The 23,437-nt window shown below is 43.4% G+C and carries 20 protein-coding genes; 17 read left to right on the plus strand and 3 right to left on the minus strand.

Annotated features, from left to right (window positions below):
• Positions 1 to 14 precede the first annotated feature (14 nt).
• Entirely contained in the window at positions 15 to 1,910 is a 1,896-nt protein-coding gene (locus tag GOP56_RS17540) for an ABC transporter permease (RefSeq protein WP_163246173.1), read from the minus strand.
• Entirely contained in the window at positions 1,882 to 2,655 is a 774-nt protein-coding gene (locus GOP56_RS17545; protein ID WP_101667251.1) for an ABC transporter ATP-binding protein, read from the minus strand. Before GOP56_RS17545 ends, GOP56_RS17540 begins: the two co-directional genes overlap by 29 nt.
• A gap of 245 nt (positions 2,656 to 2,900) precedes the next feature.
• Here GOP56_RS17545 and blaOXA point away from each other — a divergent pair, with 245 nt between their 5' ends.
• From blaOXA to GOP56_RS17625, 16 genes are all read left to right on the plus strand, one after another.
• Positions 2,901 to 3,755, plus strand: coding sequence for a class D beta-lactamase (blaOXA, locus tag GOP56_RS17550; RefSeq protein WP_003333652.1), 855 nt, complete (start codon positions 2,901 to 2,903; stop codon positions 3,753 to 3,755).
• Between the two features lie 105 nt (positions 3,756 to 3,860).
• A complete protein-coding gene (locus GOP56_RS17555) occupies positions 3,861 to 4,589 on the plus strand; it encodes an FHA domain-containing protein (RefSeq protein WP_003333650.1) in 729 nt (242 codons plus the stop codon).
• 216 nt (positions 4,590 to 4,805) lie between these two features.
• Positions 4,806 to 6,863 (plus strand): penicillin-binding transpeptidase domain-containing protein, encoded by a 2,058-nt coding sequence (locus tag GOP56_RS17560; protein WP_163246174.1) that lies wholly within the window; start codon positions 4,806 to 4,808, stop codon positions 6,861 to 6,863.
• 34 nt (positions 6,864 to 6,897) lie between these two features.
• Positions 6,898 to 8,922 (plus strand): peptidoglycan D,D-transpeptidase FtsI family protein, encoded by a 2,025-nt coding sequence (locus GOP56_RS17565; RefSeq protein WP_163246175.1) that lies wholly within the window; start codon positions 6,898 to 6,900, stop codon positions 8,920 to 8,922.
• 291 nt (positions 8,923 to 9,213) lie between these two features.
• A complete protein-coding gene (locus GOP56_RS17570; RefSeq protein ID WP_003333646.1) occupies positions 9,214 to 10,002 on the plus strand; it encodes an IclR family transcriptional regulator in 789 nt (262 codons plus the stop codon).
• Between the two features lie 220 nt (positions 10,003 to 10,222).
• Positions 10,223 to 10,990 (plus strand): 5-oxoprolinase subunit PxpA, encoded by a 768-nt coding sequence (gene pxpA, locus GOP56_RS17575; protein ID WP_163246176.1) that lies wholly within the window; start codon positions 10,223 to 10,225, stop codon positions 10,988 to 10,990.
• An 81-nt stretch (positions 10,991 to 11,071) separates the two neighbouring features.
• On the plus strand, positions 11,072 to 11,764 hold the full coding sequence (locus GOP56_RS17580) for a DUF969 domain-containing protein (RefSeq protein WP_003343290.1): 693 nt from the start codon (positions 11,072 to 11,074) through the stop codon (positions 11,762 to 11,764).
• Positions 11,765 to 11,791: 27 nt separating this feature from the next.
• Complete coding sequence (locus tag GOP56_RS17585; RefSeq protein WP_003343291.1) at positions 11,792 to 12,745, plus strand: DUF979 domain-containing protein; 954 nt, start codon at positions 11,792 to 11,794, stop codon at positions 12,743 to 12,745.
• A 13-nt stretch (positions 12,746 to 12,758) separates the two neighbouring features.
• Complete coding sequence (gene pcp, locus GOP56_RS17590; RefSeq protein WP_163246878.1) at positions 12,759 to 13,406, plus strand: pyroglutamyl-peptidase I; 648 nt, start codon at positions 12,759 to 12,761, stop codon at positions 13,404 to 13,406.
• Positions 13,407 to 13,429: 23 nt separating this feature from the next.
• On the plus strand, positions 13,430 to 14,203 hold the full coding sequence (pxpB, locus tag GOP56_RS17595) for a 5-oxoprolinase subunit PxpB (protein WP_022585397.1): 774 nt from the start codon (positions 13,430 to 13,432) through the stop codon (positions 14,201 to 14,203).
• On the plus strand, positions 14,200 to 15,219 hold the full coding sequence (locus tag GOP56_RS17600) for a 5-oxoprolinase subunit C family protein (RefSeq protein ID WP_163246177.1): 1,020 nt from the start codon (positions 14,200 to 14,202) through the stop codon (positions 15,217 to 15,219). The genes pxpB and GOP56_RS17600 overlap by 4 nt, the downstream gene beginning before the upstream one ends.
• A gap of 230 nt (positions 15,220 to 15,449) precedes the next feature.
• A complete protein-coding gene (locus GOP56_RS17605) occupies positions 15,450 to 15,599 on the plus strand; it encodes a YezD family protein (RefSeq protein ID WP_369799683.1) in 150 nt (49 codons plus the stop codon).
• 125 nt (positions 15,600 to 15,724) lie between these two features.
• Positions 15,725 to 16,864: a sulfate ABC transporter substrate-binding protein gene (locus tag GOP56_RS17610; protein ID WP_163246178.1), complete on the plus strand. Its 1,140-nt coding sequence runs from the start codon at positions 15,725 to 15,727 to the stop codon at positions 16,862 to 16,864.
• 37 nt (positions 16,865 to 16,901) lie between these two features.
• Positions 16,902 to 17,741, plus strand: coding sequence for a sulfate ABC transporter permease subunit CysT (cysT, locus tag GOP56_RS17615; RefSeq protein ID WP_121473295.1), 840 nt, complete (start codon positions 16,902 to 16,904; stop codon positions 17,739 to 17,741).
• A 17-nt stretch (positions 17,742 to 17,758) separates the two neighbouring features.
• Complete coding sequence (gene cysW / locus GOP56_RS17620; RefSeq protein WP_003333635.1) at positions 17,759 to 18,652, plus strand: sulfate ABC transporter permease subunit CysW; 894 nt, start codon at positions 17,759 to 17,761, stop codon at positions 18,650 to 18,652.
• Positions 18,642 to 19,775, plus strand: coding sequence for a sulfate/molybdate ABC transporter ATP-binding protein (locus GOP56_RS17625; RefSeq protein WP_121473296.1), 1,134 nt, complete (start codon positions 18,642 to 18,644; stop codon positions 19,773 to 19,775). Before cysW ends, GOP56_RS17625 begins: the two co-directional genes overlap by 11 nt.
• Positions 19,776 to 19,828: 53 nt before the next feature.
• Here the strand turns inward: GOP56_RS17625 and GOP56_RS17630 are convergent, their stop codons facing one another.
• Complete coding sequence (locus GOP56_RS17630) at positions 19,829 to 21,979, minus strand: BglG family transcription antiterminator (RefSeq protein WP_041751901.1); 2,151 nt, start codon at positions 21,977 to 21,979, stop codon at positions 19,829 to 19,831.
• Between the two features lie 294 nt (positions 21,980 to 22,273).
• On the opposite strand from GOP56_RS17630, the gene GOP56_RS17635 reads away from it, so the two are divergent.
• Positions 22,274 to 23,317, plus strand: a complete 1,044-nt coding sequence (locus GOP56_RS17635) for an oxidoreductase (protein ID WP_163246179.1) — start codon at positions 22,274 to 22,276, stop codon at positions 23,315 to 23,317.
• Positions 23,318 to 23,437 lie beyond the last annotated feature (120 nt).

Below are 23,437 nucleotides of genomic sequence, written 5' to 3' on the forward strand. Positions count from 1 at the left end.
TGTTTTTTGAATCTCTACATAATATGTCTTTTTAATTTTTGTAAAAAGTGAGAGCGAACAATGAGGAAATAAACAAGCTGAAGTACAAAGAAAATCAGAATGCTTACAATTGATGTTTTAAAAATCGAAACGAAGGTGCCGCTGGAATACACCTTTTGGAGACCGACTAAAGCTACTGACGTGTGCACGATAGCTAGTGTGAATGGAACAAAGAAGAGCAGAGCGATTTGGACAGTCATGCTTTTTTGCCATTCTTCTATGGATAAGCCAATCTTAGAGATCGTTTGATAATATTGTTTATCCCGATCAAGATCCATATAAAGTCGGAAGTATAAAAAGCTTCCTGCACAAACATAAAAGATGACGGCTACAAATAAACCGATAAATAACGCACTGCCAACGGCCCGCTTTGCTTCAGCATAGTAGGCATCACGAACTAACGGATGTTGATCCTCGGCTAGCTTTTGGTTGATTTCTTTTGAGAAGGCTACCGCGTCTTTATTGATAGGGCCTCCCTTTCTCCACTCATGAACCACATAGCCTACAACCGTATAGTTAGAGGAGGCCTTTTCCTTCAGATAGGCAAAGTCTTCATCGGATACAGCTAATGTGTTCCATTGATAAGAAAGGACTGGCTTGTCTATCTTTTGTACCAAGCGAAAAGGCTTGCCGTCTTTCGCAAGAAGGTCAGGAATGCCATCCTCGGGTAAATAGCTTGCTCTAATCCAAAGAGCCTCCCCCTTCTTAATTTGATACGTTTCACGCTCTAGCAGTGCTGCTAATTGATTATAAGCTGATATCTTTATGACATCTGCACGTGGTACTGGCTTAGAAAAATATAAATCCTCGACCTCGACTCGTTCATAGTTTACATGATAATTGGCTAGATGATCCTCAATGATTTGTGTCGATTTTTTACCCTCAAGCTTCTCATCGTGATAGTACTTATACTCGATTGTCAGTGGAAGCGTATCCTTGACCATACCAAGTATACCTAGGACACTGATCAATGCTCCTGCCGAAGTAAAGGCGACAGTGGAGACAATGGTTACCATAAAAAACATCTGGGCATTATCCTTAATACGATAAGCTAGATCGGACAGCCAAATAATTCGGGTTCCACGCCAGTAGAGAATGGGTCTTTTTTTTACCCAATTAATCAGGAATGCTCCAAACTGAGAGTAGAAGAAGTAAGTACCGACACAGGTTAAGAGAATGACTATAAACATCCACCTTATAACCTCAAAGATATCGTTTTTAAGGGTAAACGTAATATAGTAGGCTGAACCAATGCAAAGGATAGAGAAAAGAGCTAAAATAACCGATCCCTTAGGCTCCTTTTTCGGTTTGCGTGATTCATCAAGTAAAACCTTGATACTCCGGTGCTTCGTTGTAAATAGAGTGAAAAAAGAAATAAGCAAAAAGGCAGTATAAAAGGAAACGATCGTAAGTAAAAGAGCTTTAGTTGGTATATAAAATGGTATTTCGTCCATATCAAGAATGGCTGAAGCGAATATGAAGAAGGATTTGGAGAATAGCAGACCAAATCCAATGCCAACCGCCATAGATAACGTAACTAACAGCAGGTTTTCCATAAATATCATGAAATTGATCTGCCAGCGTGAAATACCAAGTATAGATAAAACGGCAAACTCTTTTTTCCGCATCTTAAGAAAAATATTGGTGGAGTACCAGATAAAGGCAAAGGAAAAGCAGAAGATAATGGCTTCGGCTACGGTCATTCCATTCACCACCAAGTAATGTAGACCTTCTGTAGTCGTTCCTGGATGATAAATGAACATGCCGTAGGTAAAATAAATCATGATGACAAACGTAACACTTAAAAAATACGCCAAATAAAACCTGAATTTACGACGTACATTAGTGGCGATGAATTGTAGAAAGGTCATAGGTATTTCCCCCTAAAAGTGCAAGAACATCTAAGATTTGCTGGAAGAACACCTGACGGCTTTCTCCGCGTTGAATTTCATTATATAGCGTCCCATCCTTGATAAATAAAACGCGATCACAGTAACTAGCAGCTACAGGATCGTGTGTCACCATCATCATCGTGGTTTTTTTGGTAGCATTAATGCTTTGCAGAGTTTCCATGACGATGCGGGTTGATTTAGAATCCAGATTACCCGTAGGCTCGTCTGCTAATAAAAGGGAGGGCGAATGGATGATGGCTCTCGCGATGGCTGCACGCTGGTTTTGCCCACCTGACACCTCGTAGGGACGCTTTTGTAAAATGTGATTAATTTCTAGCTGAGTAGCGATTTCATCTAATTTCTGTTTCATTTCAGGAACCTTGTAAAAATCAAGCGCGAGCGGCAATAAGATATTTTCGCCCAGTGTTAAAGTATCTAATAGATTAAAATCCTGAAACACAAAGCCTAGATTACGTCTGCGAAACACCGCTAGCTTTGATTTTTTGATCTTATGAGGATTTTCACCATTTAATAGAATATCTCCAGTGGTGGGGATATCAATTGTGGCAATAAGATTTAATAGGGTCGTTTTTCCGCTCCCTGACGGCCCCATGATAGCAATAAACTCTCCCTCTTCTATGTGAAAGTTCACGTCGGTTAAAGCGCGATAGGGAATTTTCCCCCCGTATATTTTGCTGACGTTTGTTACCTGAAGAAGTCCCATGTCACACATACACCTCCATTACGTATCGTTATCCCGGTCAAGAGTCGCGTTTAGAGTATCATTTGGTTAGGTGTCAGTCAAGCTAAGCGCCGTATCATCGTTTTATCATCAGACTCTCATGAGTTTATAACGGTTCAAGCATGTTATTAGTGCCTTTACTAGCATATATTGGTATAGGCAGGAAGCGATAAAGAACATTTTACATCGTTATAAATAGAAGGAAAAATATAGTGGGGGTGCCGATCATGAAACTATTGAAATATGGCGCGGTGTTACTTCTAAGTGTGGCTATGGCGGGATGCTCAGTAATGGCAAAGGAATCTGAGCTACAAAGACCAGCAAGTATATCTGAGAAAAAAGAGATCGTTGATTTATCCAAGGTGGAAGTGAAGGAATTTTTTCCAAATGACGAAGGTACGTTTATCCTGCGTGATGTGGAGAAAAATTCGACCTTTATTTTTAATGAAGAGAGAGCAAAACAACCGCAAGCACCTGAGTCTACTTTTAAAATCATGAATGCTCTAATAGGTCTTCAAGTAAAAGCAGTGGACGATGAATATACGGTGAAGCGCTGGGATGGCGTGAAGCGCGATCTTGATGTCTGGAACAAGGATCATACGCTTGGTTCGGGGATGCGCTATTCAACAGTCTGGTACTATCAACAGCTAGCTCGCGATATTGGTGCAGAACGCATGAAGGAATGGTTACATAAAGCAGCCTATGGGAATCAGGATATCAGCGGTGGAATTGATAAATTTTGGCTAAATAGTACTTTAAAGATCACACCTCTGGAGCAGGCAGATTTCTTAGAAAAGCTATATAAAGAACAATTGCCGTTTGACAAGCAGGTAATGAAGACTGTGAAACGCATGATGATCCAGCAGGATGAGGACTTGTACACGCTTTACGGAAAAACAGGGACACGCAATACACCAGCAGTTGGTTGGTTTGTAGGGTTTGTTAAGATAGAGGGACATCCTTATATCTTTGTTACCAATGTGAATGGGGAAGGAAGTTCCTCAGGAGTAAAGGCTAAAAATATTACATTACAAATCCTCAAAAAATATAACATGCTCCCAACACCATCCCAGAACAAATAGGATGAAAAAGGGAAAGAACAAGGGCTGCAAACCAAGCAGCTCTTGTTGACGTATAAGAATCGTTTATAATAGAGTGAAGGATTAACTGTTATTTGGAGTGATATCATGTTGGGAGTAGAAGCATATCTCTTCATTAAAAAGGGAGATTCCAACCAGACGACGGTCAAAAAATTCATTACAGAGACCGAATGCACAATTGGTAGACGTGGTGCGACGTATCAACCTGATTTATCTTTTACCAGTTTATTTATATCAAGACAACACGCTGTCATCCGCCAAGAAAAAAATCAGTACGTTCTTTATGACTTAAACAGCAAACATGGCACGGAGGTAAATGGGCAACCGCTCCAAAATGCCCCGCATGTTTTACAATACGGAGATCGTATTTCATTGGCAAAGGGAGAGGCAGAATTTATTTTCTTTACATTGGAAAATGACTTGGATGTGACACGGGAGTTTATTCGACCATTGGGTGCTAGTAAGGATCAGGCGGTGGAACAGACTGAGCCAGTGGCAAGCAATGGGAGTACGGATGTGAAGGGTTTAACCATCAATGTGGAGAGAAGAGAAATTCTGCTGGATGGAGTTCGTCTTTATTTATCGGGAAAAGATATTGATCTGTTGATGCTCATGTACGAGCGTGTAAATCAAGCTGTGAGCTATGATGAGATGAAAGTGCATGTGTGGCCAGAACGGTCATCTACAGTGGATGGATTGCCAGATGTAGGTCGGGCCGAGATTAATGCATTGGTTTACCGTTTACGTAAAAGGTTGGGTGAGTACGGTGATAAAATTATCACCATACCACGGTATGGTTATATGTTGGACTTATAAAAGGCAGAAAAGCCAGAAGACAAAGCAGAGGAATTCCGTTCTGATAAGAGAGGGAGGTCTGTTGTTGTTCTTCTGGCTTTTTTATTATGTGCCATTTTGATGGGACGAAGGACTGTCTCATGTAAATATGAGCGATTTATCACCGATCTAATGTTGGAACAATATGTTTATTGGATGACGTATGACCTATCTTTAGGAGGAAGGAGTGGATTTATCATGAAAAGAATACTCTTTTTTTCTATCGTTGGAGTTCTTCTTGCTGTAGGAGGAATTTTTATTTACGCCCATTTGATGGAAGATGATCCTCGTGTTGTAAAGGATCGGGCAGAAAAACGTTTTGAGGAGTATCTGGACAACTGGGGTAAACAGGACTTTGCCCAAATGTATGAGCAACTAGCTTTGGATACAAAGAAAAAAATGACAAAGACGGCATTTATAAGCCGCTATGAAAGCATTTATAACGGGATGGAAGCCAGTCATGTACAAGTGAAGGATACCTCAATGGGACGTGAATCCATCACGAAAAATGAGGAGCTTCACCTGCCCTACCAAGTTAGCATGAATACAGTCGCTGGTCCTCTTACTTTTACACATAAGCTAACAATGGTACGTGAAAATCAGAGTGGAAAAAAAGATTGGTATATCAAATGGAATGAATCCCTCATTTTTCCTAGCATGAAGGAGAAAGATAAGGTGAGGGTCCAAACCATCCTGCCACAGCGAGGGGAAATTGTAGATCGTAATGGAATCTTATTAGCCACAACAGGGGTCGCTTATGAAGTAGGGCTAATACCTGAAAAATGGGAAAAAAATTCAGACGATCAGAAACAAAAAACAGCCGCTCTATTAGATATGACCGTCGAACAAATTGCGGCGAAACGAAATGCAAAATGGGTGAAGCCAGAGTTATTTGTTCCATTAGCAACGCAAGCTAAGGAAGACGATCGCTTAGATCAATTAGAAAAGATTGAGGGCTTGATGCTACGTAAGAAACAGGTGCGCTATTATCCTTATCGTCAGGCTACTGCTCATTTAATCGGTTATATCGGCAGTATGAATGAAGAGCAATGGAAGTTATACGAGCCAAAAGGTTATCGTGCTACGGATTTAGTGGGGAAGGCGGGCGTGGAGCAGGTCTATGAGGAACAATTACACGGTACGCCAGGTGCGCGGATTATTATAGCGGATGAGCAGGGACAGGAAAAGGAAGTGCTAGCAAAAAAACTAGCACAGGATGGGCAGAAGCTCGCACTAACCATTGATGCTGATCTACAGTTTGCAATCTATGAGGAAATGAAGAATGATGCAGGGACAGCGGCGGCTATTCATCCGCTTACTGGAGAAGTGCTGGCGATGCTAAGTACACCAGCGTATGATCCTAACGCGTTTATCAGAGGATTATCCAATAAGGAATGGACCCAGCTAAATGACGATCCAGCTAAACCACTACTTAATCGCTTTGCTATTGGATTTGCGCCGGGTTCCACCTTTAAGCCTATTACGGCGGCGATTGGACTGGAACAAGGAAGTATCCAGCCTGAGCAAGGCATGACTGTCAAGGGATTACATTGGCAAAAGGATTCCTCATGGGGGAAATACGAGGTAACGCGAGTGAAAGACCCACATAGCCCCGTTACTTTAGAAAAAGCCCTCGTGTATTCCGATAATATTTATTTTGCGCAAGCGGCATTACAGATGGGGCAGCAGGTTTTCTTAGAAGGAGCAAAAAAGTTTGGTATAGGTGAAAATTTGCCGCTTACCTATCCGTTAAGGAAATCAAAAATAGCTAACCAGGATATCAGAAATGAAATTCAGCTAGCTGATTCTGGGTATGGGCAAGGAGAAGTAACAATGACACCTCTTCATCTGGCGTTGACCTATAGCGCATTTGTAAATGAGGGAAATATAGTCTACCCCGCTTTAACCCAGCAGGAGATGAAGCCGCAAGCCATTTGGAGGAAAAATGTAATGTCGAAGGAGACAGCAGCATTGATTAAAGCTGACCTAATTCAAGTGATGGAAAATTCACAAGGGACAGGGCGGTTTGCCAAACCATCGGGTATCCGTGTGGCAGGAAAAACGGGAACAGCCGAGTTAAAGGCGAGAAAAGGTGAGGATGGGTTGGAGTATGGCTGGATGGCTGTGTTTAATGTAGATAAGCCAAAGCTATTACTAACGATGATGATAGAGAATGTAAAAGGTCGAGGTGGCAGTCATTATCTTGATCCCAAGGTTAAACGAATTTTTGCGCAGGAAATGAGTAGAGATTCCTAGTGAAAAGACAGCAGAAAGATAAGGAGAGCCTTTTGTGGATAAAGCAGAACAAAAACTGCATCAGGAACAGCGCTTACAGCGTATGCAATGGATTTTTCTGATTACCTTCTTTTTATTTTCCGCGATTATTCTGCGATTGGCTCAATTACAGATTATAGAGGGAAGCGAGTTTGAAAGAGTGTTAAGCTCTCGCTCCCTCAAAAAAGACCCCATTCCGGCCGTTCGCGGCGATATTTATGATCGTAATGGCAAGCTGCTGGTACATAGCAGAGCTTCATTTACAGCAGTTTTTCATGAACCAGAGGGTATAAAGCAGCGGGAGATTATTGAATTAGCCAAGAAACTTGAAAAAGTTCTCCGAGGAATGACACAAAGCGCAATTATGAAAAAGCTGGATGTAGGCTTCACCTTGGAGAATGGGCAGCGGAAAAACATTGCTCGAAATGCCCCGAAATATATGGAAAAAGAAATTAAGTATGACCTGACCCCCGAAGAAATTGCTTATTTAGAGGAGCATCGGGAAGACTTGCCAGGTGTAGATGTGGTAACAAAATCGATCAGAGAATACGACACCAAACAAATAGCTGTACAAACCATTGGCTACGTTCGTCCTTATCATGTAGCCCAAAATTTGAACAGCTCGTTTTATAAAACAGAGCAGGAGAATTATCTTTCTGATCAATTGGTTGGATTAGACGGGATCGAGCGTAGCTATGAAAAGGAACTGCGCGGAAAGAATGGCTATCGCTTATATGAGGTGGCGGCCGATCAGTCCGTACAGCGCGAGCTAAAGAAAGAGGCTCCCATACGTGGTCAAAGTCTCTATCTAAACATTGATGAGCGTGTACAGTTAGAAATTAGAGATTTCATTAAAGACTTCCTCCCCAAGCTAAGAAGAAGTGTTTCATTAGCTTCTGGAGCGAAAACAGCTTATGTAGTAGCGATGGAAGTGGATACCGGTAAGGTAGTTTCGATGGTCAGCTATCCCGAATATGATCCTAATGTTTGGGTGCATGGTCCAGATCAGGCTACGTATGAGCAAATGAAATACTCTGTTACCAATGGGACGATTCGTGAGGCTCCTTACGATGTTCGGCCATTAACAGGCCCTTCAGCGGAACAGGAAAATAATAAGCATCCCAAATCAATCGTGCCCTCCGGCTCTGTGATGAAGCCAATTACAGTATTGCTAGGGTTAAAAGAGGGCATCATTACGCCGAGCGATCAATGGACCGATCCGGTTACGTACTACTATGGTCGAGGGAACGATCGAATAAAAAACGATAACGGTCATAATTACGGTGTGCTCAATCCAGTAAAGGCGATAGCTAAATCCTCGAATACGTATATGGCGCGCATTGGAGAAGGTGTTGCCAAAAAGAAGGGTAACAGAGCAGTTTCGCTGTTGCAGGAGTACTATCATCAGTTTGGGTTGGGCGTGTTGACGGAAGTGGACCTACCGAGTGAGAATAAGGGCAAAGAGGATTATCTAGTTATGAATCAAAACTATGGGCCACTGGCTGCAATGGTACAAGCCTCCTTTGGACAACAGGTTCGAGCCACGACAGTTCAATTAGCTCAATACGCCGCGACTTTAGCAAATAAAGGCGTTCGGCTACAGCCTCAGCTTGTGGATAAAATCGTAGATGAAAAAGGAAACATTGTGTTTCGGCCCAAGCCTAAGGTTCTAAATAAAATCGAGCAACCGCAAGTACATTGGGATATTTTACGGAATGGAATGATACAGGTAACGCAACCAGGCGGAACCTCTGTCAATGCATTTCGAGGCCTTCCCTATCAGGTAGCAGCCAAGACAGGTACATCTGAACAGGATATTTATGTTCCTGTCATTTCGACGAATTCAAAAGAAGAATCCATTACGAAATGGCACAAACACGCAAGGGTCAATAATGGTGTCATTATCGCCTATGCACCCGCGGACAAACCGAAGCTAGCAGTAGCAGTGGTTGTACCAGAGGGTGGTTATGGAGGGCGCTCTGCATCAAATATTAGTCGAGCGGTGTTTCAAGCATACGATAAATATGTGGGGTTAAGATGAGTAGCTGATGAAAGCTAGCATTTGCGCAGCAGGAGTAAAAGCCTGGCAATGCTGGCTTTTTTCTTTTTGTACATAAAGTAGTATAGATGTGAAACTCTTTTCTGGTTTTTTGTAACGAATAGGTTGTAAAAAAAGATCATTATGCTTGATTGAAATAAGCAAAGCTGGGGTACTTTATTTTGCCTTCTGATTACGAATTGCTTGGCATAGTCCTTCTCCCTGTAATAAGATATGTCATAATAATATAAATTTTCGTGAGTTATGTATAATCATAGGAAGGATGAGGAGAAGGTGCAGCATAAAAATAAGACAGTGGTGAAAGCATTAGATTTACTTTCTCTATTTCTTACTCATCCACATTTAACGTTAGCTCAATTAGTAGAATTAACCGATAAGCCAAAAACCTCTGTTCATCGTATGGCCGGGTCCCTTGAAGAGATGGGATTCCTTCGTAAGGACGAGGAGGGGCGGTATGCGCTTGGGTTAACCTTTCTACAATATGGTCAACTAGTATCCGATCGGTTAGATATTCGCCAAATAGCTCTTCCCTGGATGAATCAGCTAAGAGAGGAAATGGGGGAAGCTGTTCATCTTATTATGAAGGATGGACTGGATGCCATTTATGTCGAGAAGCTAGATACCAAGCATCCGGTGCGATTGTATACGAAAGTAGGGAGGCGCTCTCCTTTGTATGCGGGGGCCTGTTCACGGATTATTTTAGCGTTTCTTTCTGATGCAGAGGTTGAAGAATATCTGGAAAACGTTCGATTTGAGCGTATTGCTAAAGGAACCATTACGAACGGCAGGGAGCTATTGAAAAAGCTGGAAGAGTCTCGTCAAAATTTTTATACGATCAGTTACTCGGAATTAGAGAACGAAACGGTCTCCGTGGCGGCTCCTATTTTTGATCATCGGGGCAAACTAATAGCTGGTCTTAGTGTTGCAGGTCCTGAGGTGCGCTTTCAGCCTGATAAACTACCTTTGCTAATTAAAGAAACAATGGAGACAGCCGAACGAATCTCGCGTGCACTTGGTGGGCAAAGAGAGTATCCGCGTCATCGATGGACCCAGCTGGCATAGCTTTCACTAGACATTTGATAAAGATGATAGAAGCAGAATAACAAAACTACCTAGCGATTTGTTGGGTAGTTTTTTTCTGTAAATTGCTTCTTGTCAATCTATTAAACTAAATCTATAATGAGTAAAAATATAAAAAATGGAACGATTATTCCGAATTTCGGAACGAGTAATGCTGGAATTTCCAGGTATCGCAATGTACAAGTCAAAGGGAGGGGAAGCAATGTATCGCGTAGATTTGAATTGTGATTTGGGAGAGAGCTTTGGTGCGTATCAGATGGGAAACGATGAAGAGATTCTTGCATTTATCAGCTCGGCAAATATTGCTTGCGGTTATCATGCAGGAGATCCATCTACCATGCGCCAGACCGTTCACATGGCTCTGGAAAAAGGAGTAGCGATTGGAGCACATCCAGGGCTGCCCGATTTAATCGGCTTTGGCCGCCGTACGATGGATATTTCACCACGTGAGGCACATGATATGGTGCTATACCAGATAGGAGCCCTACATGCCTTTGTGAAAGCGCAGGGGGGTGTTCTGCATCATGTGAAGCCCCATGGAGCCTTGTACAATATGGCGGCACAAAGTGAGAGCTTGGCCGAAGCGATTGCAGAAGCCGTATATAGCTTGGATTCAGAATTATTTTTGTACGGGCTATCAGGAAGCCGATTGCTTAAGGCAGCCGAAAAGCTTGGCTTACGCAGTGCCCATGAGGTATTTGCTGATCGCACCTATCAAAGCGATGGATCACTTACCTCCCGCCGACAGCCCAATGCCGTTTTAACTGACACGGATGCAGCGGTCAGCCAAGTAATTCGAATGGTTAAAGAAGGGAAAGTTACCTCACAGCAAGGAACAGATGTTAGGATTCAAGCGGACACCGTCTGCATTCACGGTGATGGAGCTCATGCGCTATCCTTTGCCAGACAGATCCGATCACAATTGGAAAACGAGCAGATCAGAGTTGAAACGGTAGGACATCAAGCATAAGGCTACGTACAAGAGTAAACAACAATCTTTTACCAAATAGAGATAGACAGGTAGATTCCATGAGATAAAGGGAGGGTGTACATGTTATCACTGATCGGAATTTTAATTGTTATTGTCGGATTTGCTTTACGCTTTAATCCACTACTCGTTGTTACAGTGGCAGGGATTGCTACTGGACTTGCAGGGAATTTATCGTTTGAACAAATCTTAATTACATTTGGAGAAGCTTTTGAAAAGAACCGCTATTTATCGTTGTTTATTTTAACATTGCCAATTATCGGTCTATTAGAACGATACGGGCTAAAGGAACAGTCACAGCGATTAATTCGCAAAGTAAAAGCGGCTACTACGGGTCGATTGCTGATTTTGTATCTATTTGTACGAGAAGTCACTGCCATGCTAGGACTAACCAGCTTAGGTGGACATGCTCAAATGGTTCGTCCGTTGGTAGCGCCGATGGCAGAAGGAGCAGCCGAGAACAAACACGGTCAATTGCCTAAAGAGCTAAGCGACAAGATTAAGGCTCAATCAGCAGCTACAGATAATATTGGTTTATTTTTTGGAGAAGACATTTTTATTGCTTTTGGTGCCGTCCTATTGATGCATGGCTTCTTCCAACAAAACGGCATCTCACTTGAACCTCTTCATATAGCAGTATGGGGGATTCCAACTGCAATTGCGGCCTTTTTGATTCATGGCACAAGATTATATTTATTTGATGGAAAAATCAGAAGATACATGGAAGAAAGCAAACAACTGCGAAAAAGTGCGTAGTATTACATGGAAGGGAAGGTGACCGCTATGTTCATCCAGTTAGATTTTATCTATTATCTTGCCGGCGTGTTTCTTGTCATTATCTCGATTTTAGCGTTAAGAGATAAAAGCAATCCCCGTCGTATTACCACCTCCCTTTTCTGGGCCTTATTTGCCTTTTCCTTTTTAGGAGGCAAGCTAGTATCTTCCTTAGTCATGGGCATCATTGTGCTGTTAATGGCGCTTATTGCTGGTTTGGGCGGAGTACGCTTGGGAACGTATCAGCAAACAACGGATGAACAAAGAGAGGCTAGCGCCAAACGTTTTGGGAATCGTTTGTTTATCCCCGCACTATTGATCCCGGTTGTGACCGTAATTGGTAGTGTTTTATTGAAAAATGCCAAAATAGGCGAAATATTTTTACTAGATCAGCAGAACGTTACGTTGGTGAGCTTAGGAGTCGCTTGTTTAGTCTCGTTAGTGGTAGCGATGAGCATTACCAAGACAAAAGGTATTCAGCCAGTAAAAGAGTCGCGTCGTTTGCTGGATGCGATCGGCTGGGCTGCTGTCCTGCCGCAAATGCTAGCCACATTGGGAGCATTATTTGGAGCCGCAGGGGTGGGCACAGTGATCGCTGATCTAGTAAGTTCTGCGATTCCAGTGGATAATCGTTTCCTAGTTGTCGTTGCATATGTATTGGGGATGGCCTTGTTCACGATGGTAATGGGGAATGCATTTGCGGCCTTTCCCGTCATGACTGCTGGGATTGGGCTACCCTTGTTAGTGCAAATGCACGGTGGAAACCCAGCCGTGTTGGGGGCAATTGGTATGTTTTCTGGGTATTGTGGCACGTTGCTTACTCCGATGGCAGCCAATTTTAATATTGTTCCGGCGGCCCTATTAGATTTGCCTGATAAAAATGCGGTGATAAAAGCGCAGGCTCCGACTGCTTTATTGCTGTTAGGAATTAATATCTTTCTAATGTACTATTTGCTATTTTAGGAGGAATATCATGGTGAAGAAAGTTTTGTTAACCGGTTTTGATCCTTTTGGTGGGGAACAAATCAATCCTGCATGGGAAGCAGTGCAACAATGCTACAAGCTTGATATTCCTAATGTTGAGGTATTCATCAAACAAATTCCCACTGTCTTTCATCGTTCTCTGGAGGTCTTGGAGAGCAGCATGGCCGAGGTACAGCCTGACGTCGTGATTTGTGTCGGACAGGCGGGCGGACGCCCGGACATCACCGTAGAACGGATAGCGATTAATGTAGACGATGCCCGCATTCCAGATAATGAGGGGAATCAACCAATCGATCAGCCCATTATAGAAGAAGGTCCGGTAGCTTACTGGTCTACGTTGCCGATCAAAGCGATTGTCAAAGAGGTTCGGTTGGCAGGGATTCCTGCCTCCGTTTCTCAAACAGCCGGTACATTTGTTTGTAATCATCTCTTTTATGGTTTAGCTCATCTGATAGCTACGCGTTTTACAAGGACAAAAGGGGGCTTTATTCATATTCCCTATTTACCTGAACAGGCCGTTCGGTTTCCTGGACAGCCAAGCATGGGCTTGATGAGCGTGAAAAAGGCTTTGGAGGTTATCGTTCGTACCAGTGTAGGAGTCGAACAGGATATTAAGGCGATTGAAGGACAGATCAGTTAGAGAGAAATGGTAGAGGTGATCAGGTGCAACAGCCAGATAAACAGATAGAAGGACAAGCGATCGAGCAAAAATGGTCTGTTCAGATTCTACCGCTGGGAGATGCAGCCGTGCTGGTGCAATTCCAATTAGCGGATAATGAGGATGCGGATATTTACCAGCTTGTACAGGCTTTTGCTACTCATATCGAACAACATCCGTTTCCCGGCATGATTGAATTTGTACCGGCTTTTACAAGCGTGGCGATTTATTATGATCCTATCATGGTTAAACAGGTAGTGAACCAACAGACAAACAGCACCGCGTATGAGATCGTAGTGAATAAAGTAAATGGGATGTTAGCAGGGCATACAAGCCAGTTAGAGCGACAATCACGGTTAATTGAGATTCCTGTCTGCTACGGGGGAGAATATGGGCCAGATTTAGAAGAGGTAGCCAACTATCATCAGATTACTCCAGAAGAAGTTATTCGTATTCACTCGTCAGCTTTGTATAAGGTTTACATGATCGGTTTTGCACCCGGGTTCCCGTACCTAGGTGGAATGTCCACTGAAATAGCTACGCCAAGGAGAGCTTCTCCACGCTTACAGATTCCTGTTGGCTCAGTAGGTATTGGTGGAGAACAGACGGGGGTCTATCCAATCGAAACACCGGGTGGTTGGCAGTTGATTGGTCGGACTCCTCTTGCGTTGTTTCGTGCCAAACAGAATCCGCCTAGTTACTTACGAGCAGGTGATACAGTTCGTTTCCGCCCGATTACCCAACAGGAATATCTGGAGTGGGGAGGGGAGCAGTCATGAGCATACGTGTAATCAAACCGGGATTACTCACATTAATTCAAGATCAAGGGCGGTTTGGATTTCGAAAATATGGGGTTGTGACTAGCGAAGCGATGGACCCTTTAGCCTTGCGGATTGCCAACATGCTAGTGGGCAATTCAGAGCAGCTTGCAACCTTAGAGATGACGCTTACAGGAGCAGAGTTAGCTTTTGAGCACGATAGCCTCATTGCAATTACAGGGGCAGATTTGTCTTTTACAATCAATGGTGAACGTTTACCTATGTGGCGTCCTATTTTTATCAGAGCGGGTACAGTCATGAAAGGTGGAGGCTGTCGGACGGGCTGTCGCGCTTATGTAGCTGTTGCAGGTGGTATCGAGGTTGAGCAGGTGCTAGGTAGCCGCAGTACATATGCTCGTGCCGGAATGGGAGGCTATCAGGGCAGAAGCTTGCAGGCAGGTGACTATCTATCAGTAGGTGAGCAAGCTGATGTGACGCTGGCTTTTCTAAAGAATTGGCACCAGAAGTTAGCGAAGAAGACATCTGTGGAAAGTTGGGCAAGTGTGGATTGGAGTGTTAGTGCCGAATGCCTAGCAACGTACCGAAGAACTCCGCAAGTGCGCATTAGTCGGGGAACCCATTTTTCTTTGTTTACCTCAGAGAGCCAACAGCATTTATTTCATTCCTCCTATAAAATCACACCTCAATCTGATCGCATGGGGTATCGTCTTCAAGGAGCTGTTCTTCAATTGGCAGAACCGATTGAGTTATTATCGGAGGCTGTAGCCTTTGGGACCATTCAAGTACCGGCAGAGGGGTATCCCATTATTTTACTTGCCGATCGACAGACGACGGGAGGATATCCGCGGATTGGTCAGGTAGCTACAGTTGATTTACCAATTCTGGCGCAGATGAGACCCGGGGAGGAGACCATGTTTACAGAGATAAGCAGGGACGAATCGGAACAGCTATTGGTAGAGCGGGAACAATTTATTATTGAGCTGCGGCAGGGAATCCATTTGCAAATGAAACGGTAATCATTGTGTTTATTCCTTTACGAAATGCTCGTTTTCACATCGAAGCATATTCTTGTGCATGTCGCAGGAAATATGCTTTTTTTATTTAATTCCAACTTGACAGATAGGAATTATGTGATTAAACTCAAATACAAAGTTTCCTAATTTTTGGTGGCTATCAAAAAGGTGGAACAGGCATGAAGGAGGCAAACGGTATGTCTGAACAGCAGGCAAGTCGACAAGACCTATGGATGCAGAAAATTTCAGATGCTTTGAAAGGTATTGAGTATGGCTCCGTGCATATTACGATTCATGATTCGAACATTACACAAATTGAGCGAGTAGAGCGTCATCGTTATTCGTTAGAAAAGAAAGAATTTTCAAAAAAACAAAAAGGATAGAGTGCCGATCGGACAACCGAAGGCTCCTTACGTTCGCCAGTGGAGAGTGAACGGGAGGAGTCTTTTTTGTATACAAGCGCAACATGCCGCACTTGACAATTAGAGAAGATGAAGGGGGTAACTCAATGAAAAAAAGCACTACAACCATAACCAAAGCAACATGTTTAAGCAGTAAAAAACGACTAAGGTGGCTAACCTGTCTTCTTTCCGGTAGCTTAGCGCTTGTACTGGCTGGGTGCGGAGGGGGAGCATCCTCGACAGGTTCAGAAGATAAGGGAGCCAAAACAGCAGGCACTGCTACAGACGTTTCTAGCAATAATCAATCCTCCTCAAAGCCAATTGAGCTGCTAAATGTCTCCTATGATCCGACACGTGAATTTTATCAGGATTATAATAAAAGCTTTGCTGATTACTGGAAAAGTAAAACAGGCCAAACCGTGACCATAAAGCAATCGCATGGTGGCTCCGGCAAGCAATCACGCTCGGTTATTGATGGATTGGAAGCTGATGTTGTCACGCTGGGTCTCGCATATGACATTGATGCGATTGCGAAAAAGGGACTGATTCAAAAGGAATGGCAATCACGCTTGGAACAAAAAAGCTCGCCCTACACCTCTACCATTGTGTTTCTTGTTCGTAAGGGGAATCCAAAGCAGATTAAGGATTGGAGCGATCTGCTAAAACAAGACGTTCAAGTAATCACACCTAATCCGAAAACCTCAGGAGGGGCAAGATGGAATTACTTAGCCGCTTGGGGCTATGCCAAACAGCTCAACCACAACAGTGACGAAAAGGCGAAAGAATTTGTACAGCAGTTATTCAAGCAGGTGCCTGTTCTAGATTCAGGAGCGCGCGGTTCCACAACGACTTTTGTAGAGCGGGGGATTGGCGATGTACTTCTTGCTTGGGAAAATGAAGCGTTTTTGGCTATCAATGAGATCGGGAAGGACAAAGTGGAGATTGTCGTGCCCTCCGTCAGTATTTTAGCTGAGCCGCCAGTGACCATTGTAGATAAAATCACTGAGAAAAAAGGAACGAAAGAGGTAGCAGAGGCTTATGTAAAATACTTGTATTCGGAGGAAGGGCAGAAAGTAGCGGCTCAGAACTTTTACAGGGCACGAGTAGAGTCGGTAGCCAAAGCATATGCGAATCAATTTCCTCCTATCAAGCTCTTCACAATTGAAGAGATAGCTGGAAGCTGGCAAGAAGCTCACCAAGCTCATTTTGCCGATGGGGGAATTTTTGACCAAATCTATCAACCATAATCGGTAATGGACGAAACTGACACAAGGTGGTGTAAAAATGAAAAACATCCGGAAACAGTCAAGTATCATACCTGGATTCGGTCTATCGCTAGGGTATACGGTTGTCTATGTGAGCCTTCTTGTGCTGTTTCCTTTATCTGTGCTTGTGCTATCGACTAGCTCTCTTAGCTGGGATCAATTTCTATCTATTGTACTCGCTGACCGAGTGATAGCATCCTATAAGCTTAGTTTTTTAGCCGCTCTTGGGGCCGCCTTAGTAAATACAGTGTTTGGCTTACTGATCGCTTGGGTACTGGTTCGGTATCGCTTTCCTGGTAAAAAAATTCTTGATGGACTGGTTGATCTGCCCTTTGCCCTGCCCACTGCGGTAGCTGGTATTTCACTAACAGCGGTTTATGCACCTAATGGTTGGATCGGTCAATATATTGAGCCACTGGGTATTAAGGTTGCCTTTACTTCACTTGGGATTACGGTTGCCTTCATCTTTATCGGAATTCCGTTCGTGATCCGCACTGTTCAACCTGTATTGCATGATGTAGATCGGCAAATGGAAGAGGCAGCCGCGAGTTTGGGTGCCACTCGCTGGGTTACGTTTTGGCGGGTTATTTTCCCTCAGCTCGTACCTGCTTTGCTAACAGGGTTCACGTTAGCCCTAGCTAGAGCAGTTGGGGAGTATGGATCTGTTGTATTCATATCAGGAAATATGCCGATGAAAACGGAAATAACGCCGCTTTTAATCATGACAAAGCTGGAGCAGTTTGATTATGCAGGTGCAACAGCAATTGCTTCGGTCATGCTTCTGCTATCATTTGTTATTCTGCTTTTGACCAATATCCTACAGTGGTGGAGTCGGAGAATGTACCGAATGGACATATAAAAAGGGGAGGATACAACATGTCATTATCTAACCAGCCTGATATTGCTAAACATCCAGGGGCTTGGTTCATGATCGTACTCTCCGTGCTGTTTTTAGGATTGTTTTTGATTGTGCCGCTGTTATCAGTGTTTACGGAGGCACTAAAGCACGGCTTCCAACCATTTTGGGAGGCGATTGCCGAGCCAGATGCGGTAGCAGCTATACAGCTTACCCTGTTGGTTGCCGCCATTTCTGTTCCACTAAATACGGTGTTTGGGATTGCGGCGGCTTGGGCAATTGCTAAATATCAGTTTCCGGGGAAAAGCATTTTACTTACCCTCATTGATTTACCTGTAGCTGTCTCTCCTGTTATCTCAGGGTTTTTGTTTGTTTTGTTATTTGGTACGCAAGGATTGCTGGGACCATGGTTAGAAGCCTACGATATCAAGATCATCTTTGCGGTTCCAGGTATTATTGTAGCAACCATGTTTGTTACTTTTCCCTATGTAGCGCGAGAGTTGATTCCTGCCATGCAATCGCTGGGCAACGATGAAGAGGAAGCGGCTTTGTCACTTGGAGCGACGGGATGGCAAACCTTTTGGCGGGTCACATTGCCTAATCTCAAATGGGGCCTGTTATATGGGATTATTCTCTGTAATGCACGCGCCATGGGCGAATTTGGTGCAGTATCCGTCGTATCAGGGCATATCCGTGGGATGACGAACACAGTGCCGCTGCAAGTGGAAATTTTGTATAACGAATATAATTTTGTAGCAGCCTTTGCGGTAGCCACTCTATTAGCCTTTTTAGCTATTGTGACACTGATTATCAAGAGCATAATGGAGTGGAAAGCAGAGCGGCAATACAAGCAAAGGAAGGCAGACGCACCTGTCTGGGGCTATGAAACGGGGGAGAGTGTACATGGGCATTGAAATTAAACAGGTATCCAAAAGCTTCGGGACGTTTTCTGCCCTTGATCATATTAACCTACAGATTCCAAGTGGAGAGCTAGTTGCACTATTGGGACCTTCAGGATCGGGAAAAACTACCTTGCTGCGGCTCATTGCTGGTCTTGAGCAAATGGAGCGAGGAGTTATCCGCTTTGATGGAGTAGATGCTACACAAAAAACGGTTCAGGAAAGAAGAGTTGGATTTGTTTTTCAGCATTATGCTCTATTTCGCCACATGAGCGTTTTTGATAATATTGCCTTTGGTTTACAGGTGCGTCCTCGTGCAAAGCGTCCTTCTAAAAACAGCATGCAAGCAAAGGTGATGGAACTTCTCCGTTTAGTCCAATTGGATGGATTAGAATCACGTTTCCCCGGTCAACTGTCTGGCGGGCAACGACAACGAGTGGCATTAGCTCGTGCATTGGCAATTGAACCAAGCGTATTATTATTGGATGAACCGTTTGGGGCACTCGACGCGCAGGTACGTCAGGAACTGCGTCGCTGGCTGAAGCGATTGCATCATACGTTGAAAATCACTACTGTGTTCGTGACACATGATCAAGAAGAAGCCCTAGAGATGGCAGATCAAGTGGTAATTATGAATAAGGGTAAAATTGAACAAGTGGGCACGCCGATCGAAGTCTACCAGAATCCTAGCAATCCCTTTGTTTACAGCTTTTTAGGAAGGGTCAATCAATTTCGTGTCTGTGGACATGAAGGGACTATTCACATGGGACAGCTAGCATGGAAATCAGAAGAAGTTTTGAACTGGAATCATACCGAAGCGATTGGGTACATCAGGCCCCATCAAATGGAGCTATCGAGTATTCCAAAAGGGGAGGGCTGGGCGGAAGCTACAGTATTACATGTCTCATTATTGGGCCCGCTTGTCCGATTGGAATGTCGGCTAGCGGAAGATGGTACGCTGTTTGAATTAGAGCTAAGTGGAGATCGGTATCGAGAGCTTTGGAAGGATTCTTCTCGGTCGTTGTATGTAAATCTTACATCCCTTCGATTTTTTCCTATCAAGCCAGCTCAACAACAATCGATTAAAAGAGTGAATCCCCAGTCTGTTTCACTTACGATGTCAGGGGTTAAGGTGTGAGGAAAACGAAAAAACCAACCATCGCAGACGCTTTGGTTGGTTTTTGCTTTGTTTTATAATCCAGCAGGTAGCTGATGCTGAGAGTAGATTTCTAATAAGTGAAGAACATCGTCAATTTGATCGGTCTGCAACAAGGTCTGTAACGCTTCTGGAGAAGAAAGAACCGCTGTTAGCTGAGCCAATGCGCGCAGATGGGTTTCATTATCTATAGCAGCTAGTACAATAAATAGCTGTGCCGAATGCTCCGGTCTTTCTGAGAAGGATACGGGATGCTTCAATTGTAGGAAGCTCATGCTCAAACGTTGAACACCATCCTGTGGTCTAGAATGTGGAATAGCGATTTTCGGCGCGATTACAATGTATGGTCCATGATCATACACAGAGCGAATCATGGCGTCTACATAAGATGGGAGAATACTTCCATTGCGAACTAAAGGTGCTGATGCAAGCCGAATCGCTTCTTCCCAATTGGCAACGGTTCGTGCCACCTGAATCTGGTCCCTCGTGAGGATGTCTGCAACAGTGGGCTTATAGGTAAGCTCCTTATGTAACGCAGCAGGTTCCAGTAGGTACTCCTTTAGCTCTTGATGGAGAGCTTCTTCATTTTCTATCACCGCATGACGACGAATAATAGACATCATGCCTTCTAACGACTCTGTCGGCTGTTTATCTTTGTCAGAAATATACGCTCCTACTCGTCTTAATAAGCGAGCTTTTTCCGCGTCATTAAGAATGGGATTTACCACATAAACAGGTGCATCGCTTTTAGTCAGGGTGGTAGTAGAAAAGATCAGATCAACATCATAAGAGTGAGCTTCATACTCTCGTAAGGAAACCGTTTTACAAATGTCTATAGAAGAGAACAGGTTTTCTAATTGGTTTTGCAGTATTAGTGAGGTACCAATACCGTTTGGGCAAACGATCAGTGCTTTTTTCCGTGGTGCCGGATTGGCTCCTTGTTTACGTAGCCACGCTCCAAAATGCATCGAAATATAAGCGATCTCGTCTTCACATACCCTTTGCCCAACTAACTGTTCAAAATGAACAATAACCTTCTGTGTTAATAAGAAAATCTCATGATAGTGCGTTTTAATGGAATCGATCAGCGGATTGTCCATATTAATTCCATACTTGATTCGATAGAAGGCAGGCTTAAGGTGTAGCATTAAATCGCGTTTCAGCCCTTCCGGATTTTCAAACATAATGCAAGCGAACTTTTGAAAATCAGTAATCATACGCTGAACGGCTTCCAACAGCATTTGAGTATGAGAATTCTCCTGATCGGAATGATATTGGTTCATCACACGAGCACCTAAGAGATGCGTAGCAATGTAATAGGTTTCATCCTCTGGTATATCAATGTGCAGAGTTTTGGACAATTCATTGCTGATATAGGTCGCCGCTTCAAAATGCTTTGTCTTTTTCAAAACCTCTTTCTCTTCCATATCAATTGTGACATGCTGTCCACGACTGAAGCGTTTACGGAACAGATGGATGTGAATACTTAAGCTCTCCAGAACTTCATCAGTATATTGAATGCCTAATAGGCGCTCGCAAACAGATAAAGCCTCGCGGATTACTTGAATTTCTTTTGTTTTCAAGAAATCCTCTTGCTGTTCCTCTTCTACCATGGAAGTAGAATACGCCATGGTTTGAATGTGGGAGATGAGTTCATTCCAGCTTTGGGTTGTCACGGCTTGAGAGAGATAGAAAATGAGCGCCTTTCGCTTATCCTGTTCCTCGCCCTGAATAAAGTAGCCTTGCTTGCGGTCAAAATGGAGCGATATATGAAAGGCCTGAAGCTCCGTTTTTAATTTTTTTAAATCATCCAGGGTGGTGTTGCGACTAACACCTAGCCGATTCATCAAATCTTCAAGCAGGATTCTTCCTTCCCGGGTTAAGAGATAAATGGTTAGCCAAGCCTTACGTTCCTTAACGGAATACTCATATTGCCATTTCTTCATTCCTTGTAGCTTATCAGGTATTTTTTGCTTGGTTTGTTCGTCTATATAGTAGCCAGTGCTTCGAATATATTGAACAGCAGGGAGTTGATTTTCTTCCAGCCAATCGTTTATTTTGTTCATATCATAATAAAGTGTACGTTTCGAAATTCCTTGAGATTCTAAGAGCTCCTGTACTGTTACATATGAGTCAGCTTGCATCATTTTATGCAAAATCGCAGCGCTTCGTTTATCGAGCGACATGGATACAACCTCCTTTGCCAGTTGATCTGTTGCCAAGTATTTTGCAAAGATTGGATAGAAGCAAAAGATGATCGATATGATTACCTTCTATTAGGCTCATTATAAAGCAGGATGGCTTCATTAGAGAAGACCAAAAACTAGTAATCTTTTGTGCATAAGTTGGACTATTATTCATAAGATTATTCAGTGCGCGCTCAATTTCTTAACACGCAATCGTTTTTAGGTATGATAAGAAAAGTAGATCATCATGGATAAAATATAGAGATAGAATTCTCTTAGCAGGAGGAATTTCACATGCAGAAAATCGGAGTTGGTATTGTTGGATATGGTCCGTCAGCTATCACCTTTCATGTTCCGTTTCTACAAGCATCAGAGCATTATGAGATTGTGGCCGTCCTATCTTCCAAACCAGAAAAGGTAAGAGCAGACCTAGGAGATGTGCAGGTGGCTTCGCAATTACATGAGCTATTGCAAAATCCCAAAGTGGAATTGGTCATCATTACGACGCCTACATCGCTTCATTACGAAATGGTAAAAGAAGCGATACATGCAAAGGTACATATTGTGGTTGAGAAACCGTTTGTGGTAACAACCAGAGAGGCAGATGAACTAATTGAGCTAAATAAGCTGACAGGCAAGGTACTAAGTGTTTATCAAAACAGACGGTGGGATAATGATTTTTTGACAATCCAACGCTTATATCAGGAAGGCCGACTAGGTGAAATCTATCATTTTGAATCTCATTATGATCGGTATCGGCCCGAAGTACGTGATCGGTGGAGAGAAAACGCAGGGCCAGGCTCCGGTATTTTGTATGATCTAGGCTCTCACTTGTTAGATCAGGCTATTATGATGTTTGGAATGCCCAAAGCGGTTACAGCAGATGTACAGGCACAGCGACCTGGGGCTAAAACAGATGATTATTTTCATGTCATCCTGCATTATGATCGCTTGCGAGCGATTTTACACGCGGGCATGCTGACAGTTCAACCGGGGCCGCGTTTTCAGGTGCATGGTGATAAGGGAAGTTATATGAAGTTTGGATTTGATGTACAGGAGGGGGCTATCCGAGACAATCAGCCGCTCAACGCTCCCCATTGGGGTCAGGAAGAAAAAGAATGGTACGGAGAGTTAACCACGATGGTTGAAGGTAAGCCTGTGACAGAAAAAATCGTCTCAGAAAGGGGATCTTATCACCGTTATTATGATCAGCTATATGAGGCAATTCGTCTAGGCAAGCATGTACCCGTTCATGCAGAACAGGCGCGAATGAATATTTTTCTAATTGAAGCGGCTTTTAAAAGCAGTCGGGAAGGTCGGACGATTTATCTAGATTGATCCACAGAGATTGTGGATCTTTCACTACATTGGTAAAGCTTGTGCAATCCTTCACAGAACGGACATCCAAAAGAAGGGGGAAGGCTGAGTTCCCCTTCTATAATAGGGGTAACCTAAGGA

Origin of the sequence: Brevibacillus sp. 7WMA2 (genome assembly GCF_010748895.1) — a bacterium.
Classification (GTDB): domain Bacteria; phylum Bacillota; class Bacilli; order Brevibacillales; family Brevibacillaceae; genus Brevibacillus_B; species Brevibacillus_B halotolerans.

Bases quoted from the DNA above. Each gene is read 5' to 3' on its own strand.
- GOP56_RS17540 (WP_163246173.1), bottom strand. From the start codon at position 1,910: ATGACCTTTCTACAATTCATCGCCACTAATGTACGTCGTAAATTCAGG.
- GOP56_RS17545 (WP_101667251.1), bottom strand. From the start codon at position 2,655: ATGGGACTTCTTCAGGTAACAAACGTCAGCAAAATATACGGGGGGAAA.
- blaOXA (WP_003333652.1), top strand. From the start codon at position 2,901: ATGAAACTATTGAAATATGGCGCGGTGTTACTTCTAAGTGTGGCTATG.
- GOP56_RS17555 (WP_003333650.1), top strand. From the start codon at position 3,861: ATGTTGGGAGTAGAAGCATATCTCTTCATTAAAAAGGGAGATTCCAAC.
- GOP56_RS17560 (WP_163246174.1), top strand. From the start codon at position 4,806: ATGAAAAGAATACTCTTTTTTTCTATCGTTGGAGTTCTTCTTGCTGTA.
- pxpA (WP_163246176.1), top strand. From the start codon at position 10,223: ATGTATCGCGTAGATTTGAATTGTGATTTGGGAGAGAGCTTTGGTGCG.
- GOP56_RS17580 (WP_003343290.1), top strand. From the start codon at position 11,072: ATGTTATCACTGATCGGAATTTTAATTGTTATTGTCGGATTTGCTTTA.
- GOP56_RS17585 (WP_003343291.1), top strand. From the start codon at position 11,792: ATGTTCATCCAGTTAGATTTTATCTATTATCTTGCCGGCGTGTTTCTT.
- GOP56_RS17600 (WP_163246177.1), top strand. From the start codon at position 14,200: ATGAGCATACGTGTAATCAAACCGGGATTACTCACATTAATTCAAGAT.
- GOP56_RS17605 (WP_369799683.1), top strand. From the start codon at position 15,450: ATGCAGAAAATTTCAGATGCTTTGAAAGGTATTGAGTATGGCTCCGTG.
- GOP56_RS17610 (WP_163246178.1), top strand. From the start codon at position 15,725: ATGAAAAAAAGCACTACAACCATAACCAAAGCAACATGTTTAAGCAGT.
- cysT (WP_121473295.1), top strand. From the start codon at position 16,902: ATGAAAAACATCCGGAAACAGTCAAGTATCATACCTGGATTCGGTCTA.
- cysW (WP_003333635.1), top strand. From the start codon at position 17,759: ATGTCATTATCTAACCAGCCTGATATTGCTAAACATCCAGGGGCTTGG.
- GOP56_RS17625 (WP_121473296.1), top strand. From the start codon at position 18,642: ATGGGCATTGAAATTAAACAGGTATCCAAAAGCTTCGGGACGTTTTCT.
- GOP56_RS17630 (WP_041751901.1), bottom strand. From the start codon at position 21,979: ATGTCGCTCGATAAACGAAGCGCTGCGATTTTGCATAAAATGATGCAA.
- GOP56_RS17635 (WP_163246179.1), top strand. From the start codon at position 22,274: ATGCAGAAAATCGGAGTTGGTATTGTTGGATATGGTCCGTCAGCTATC.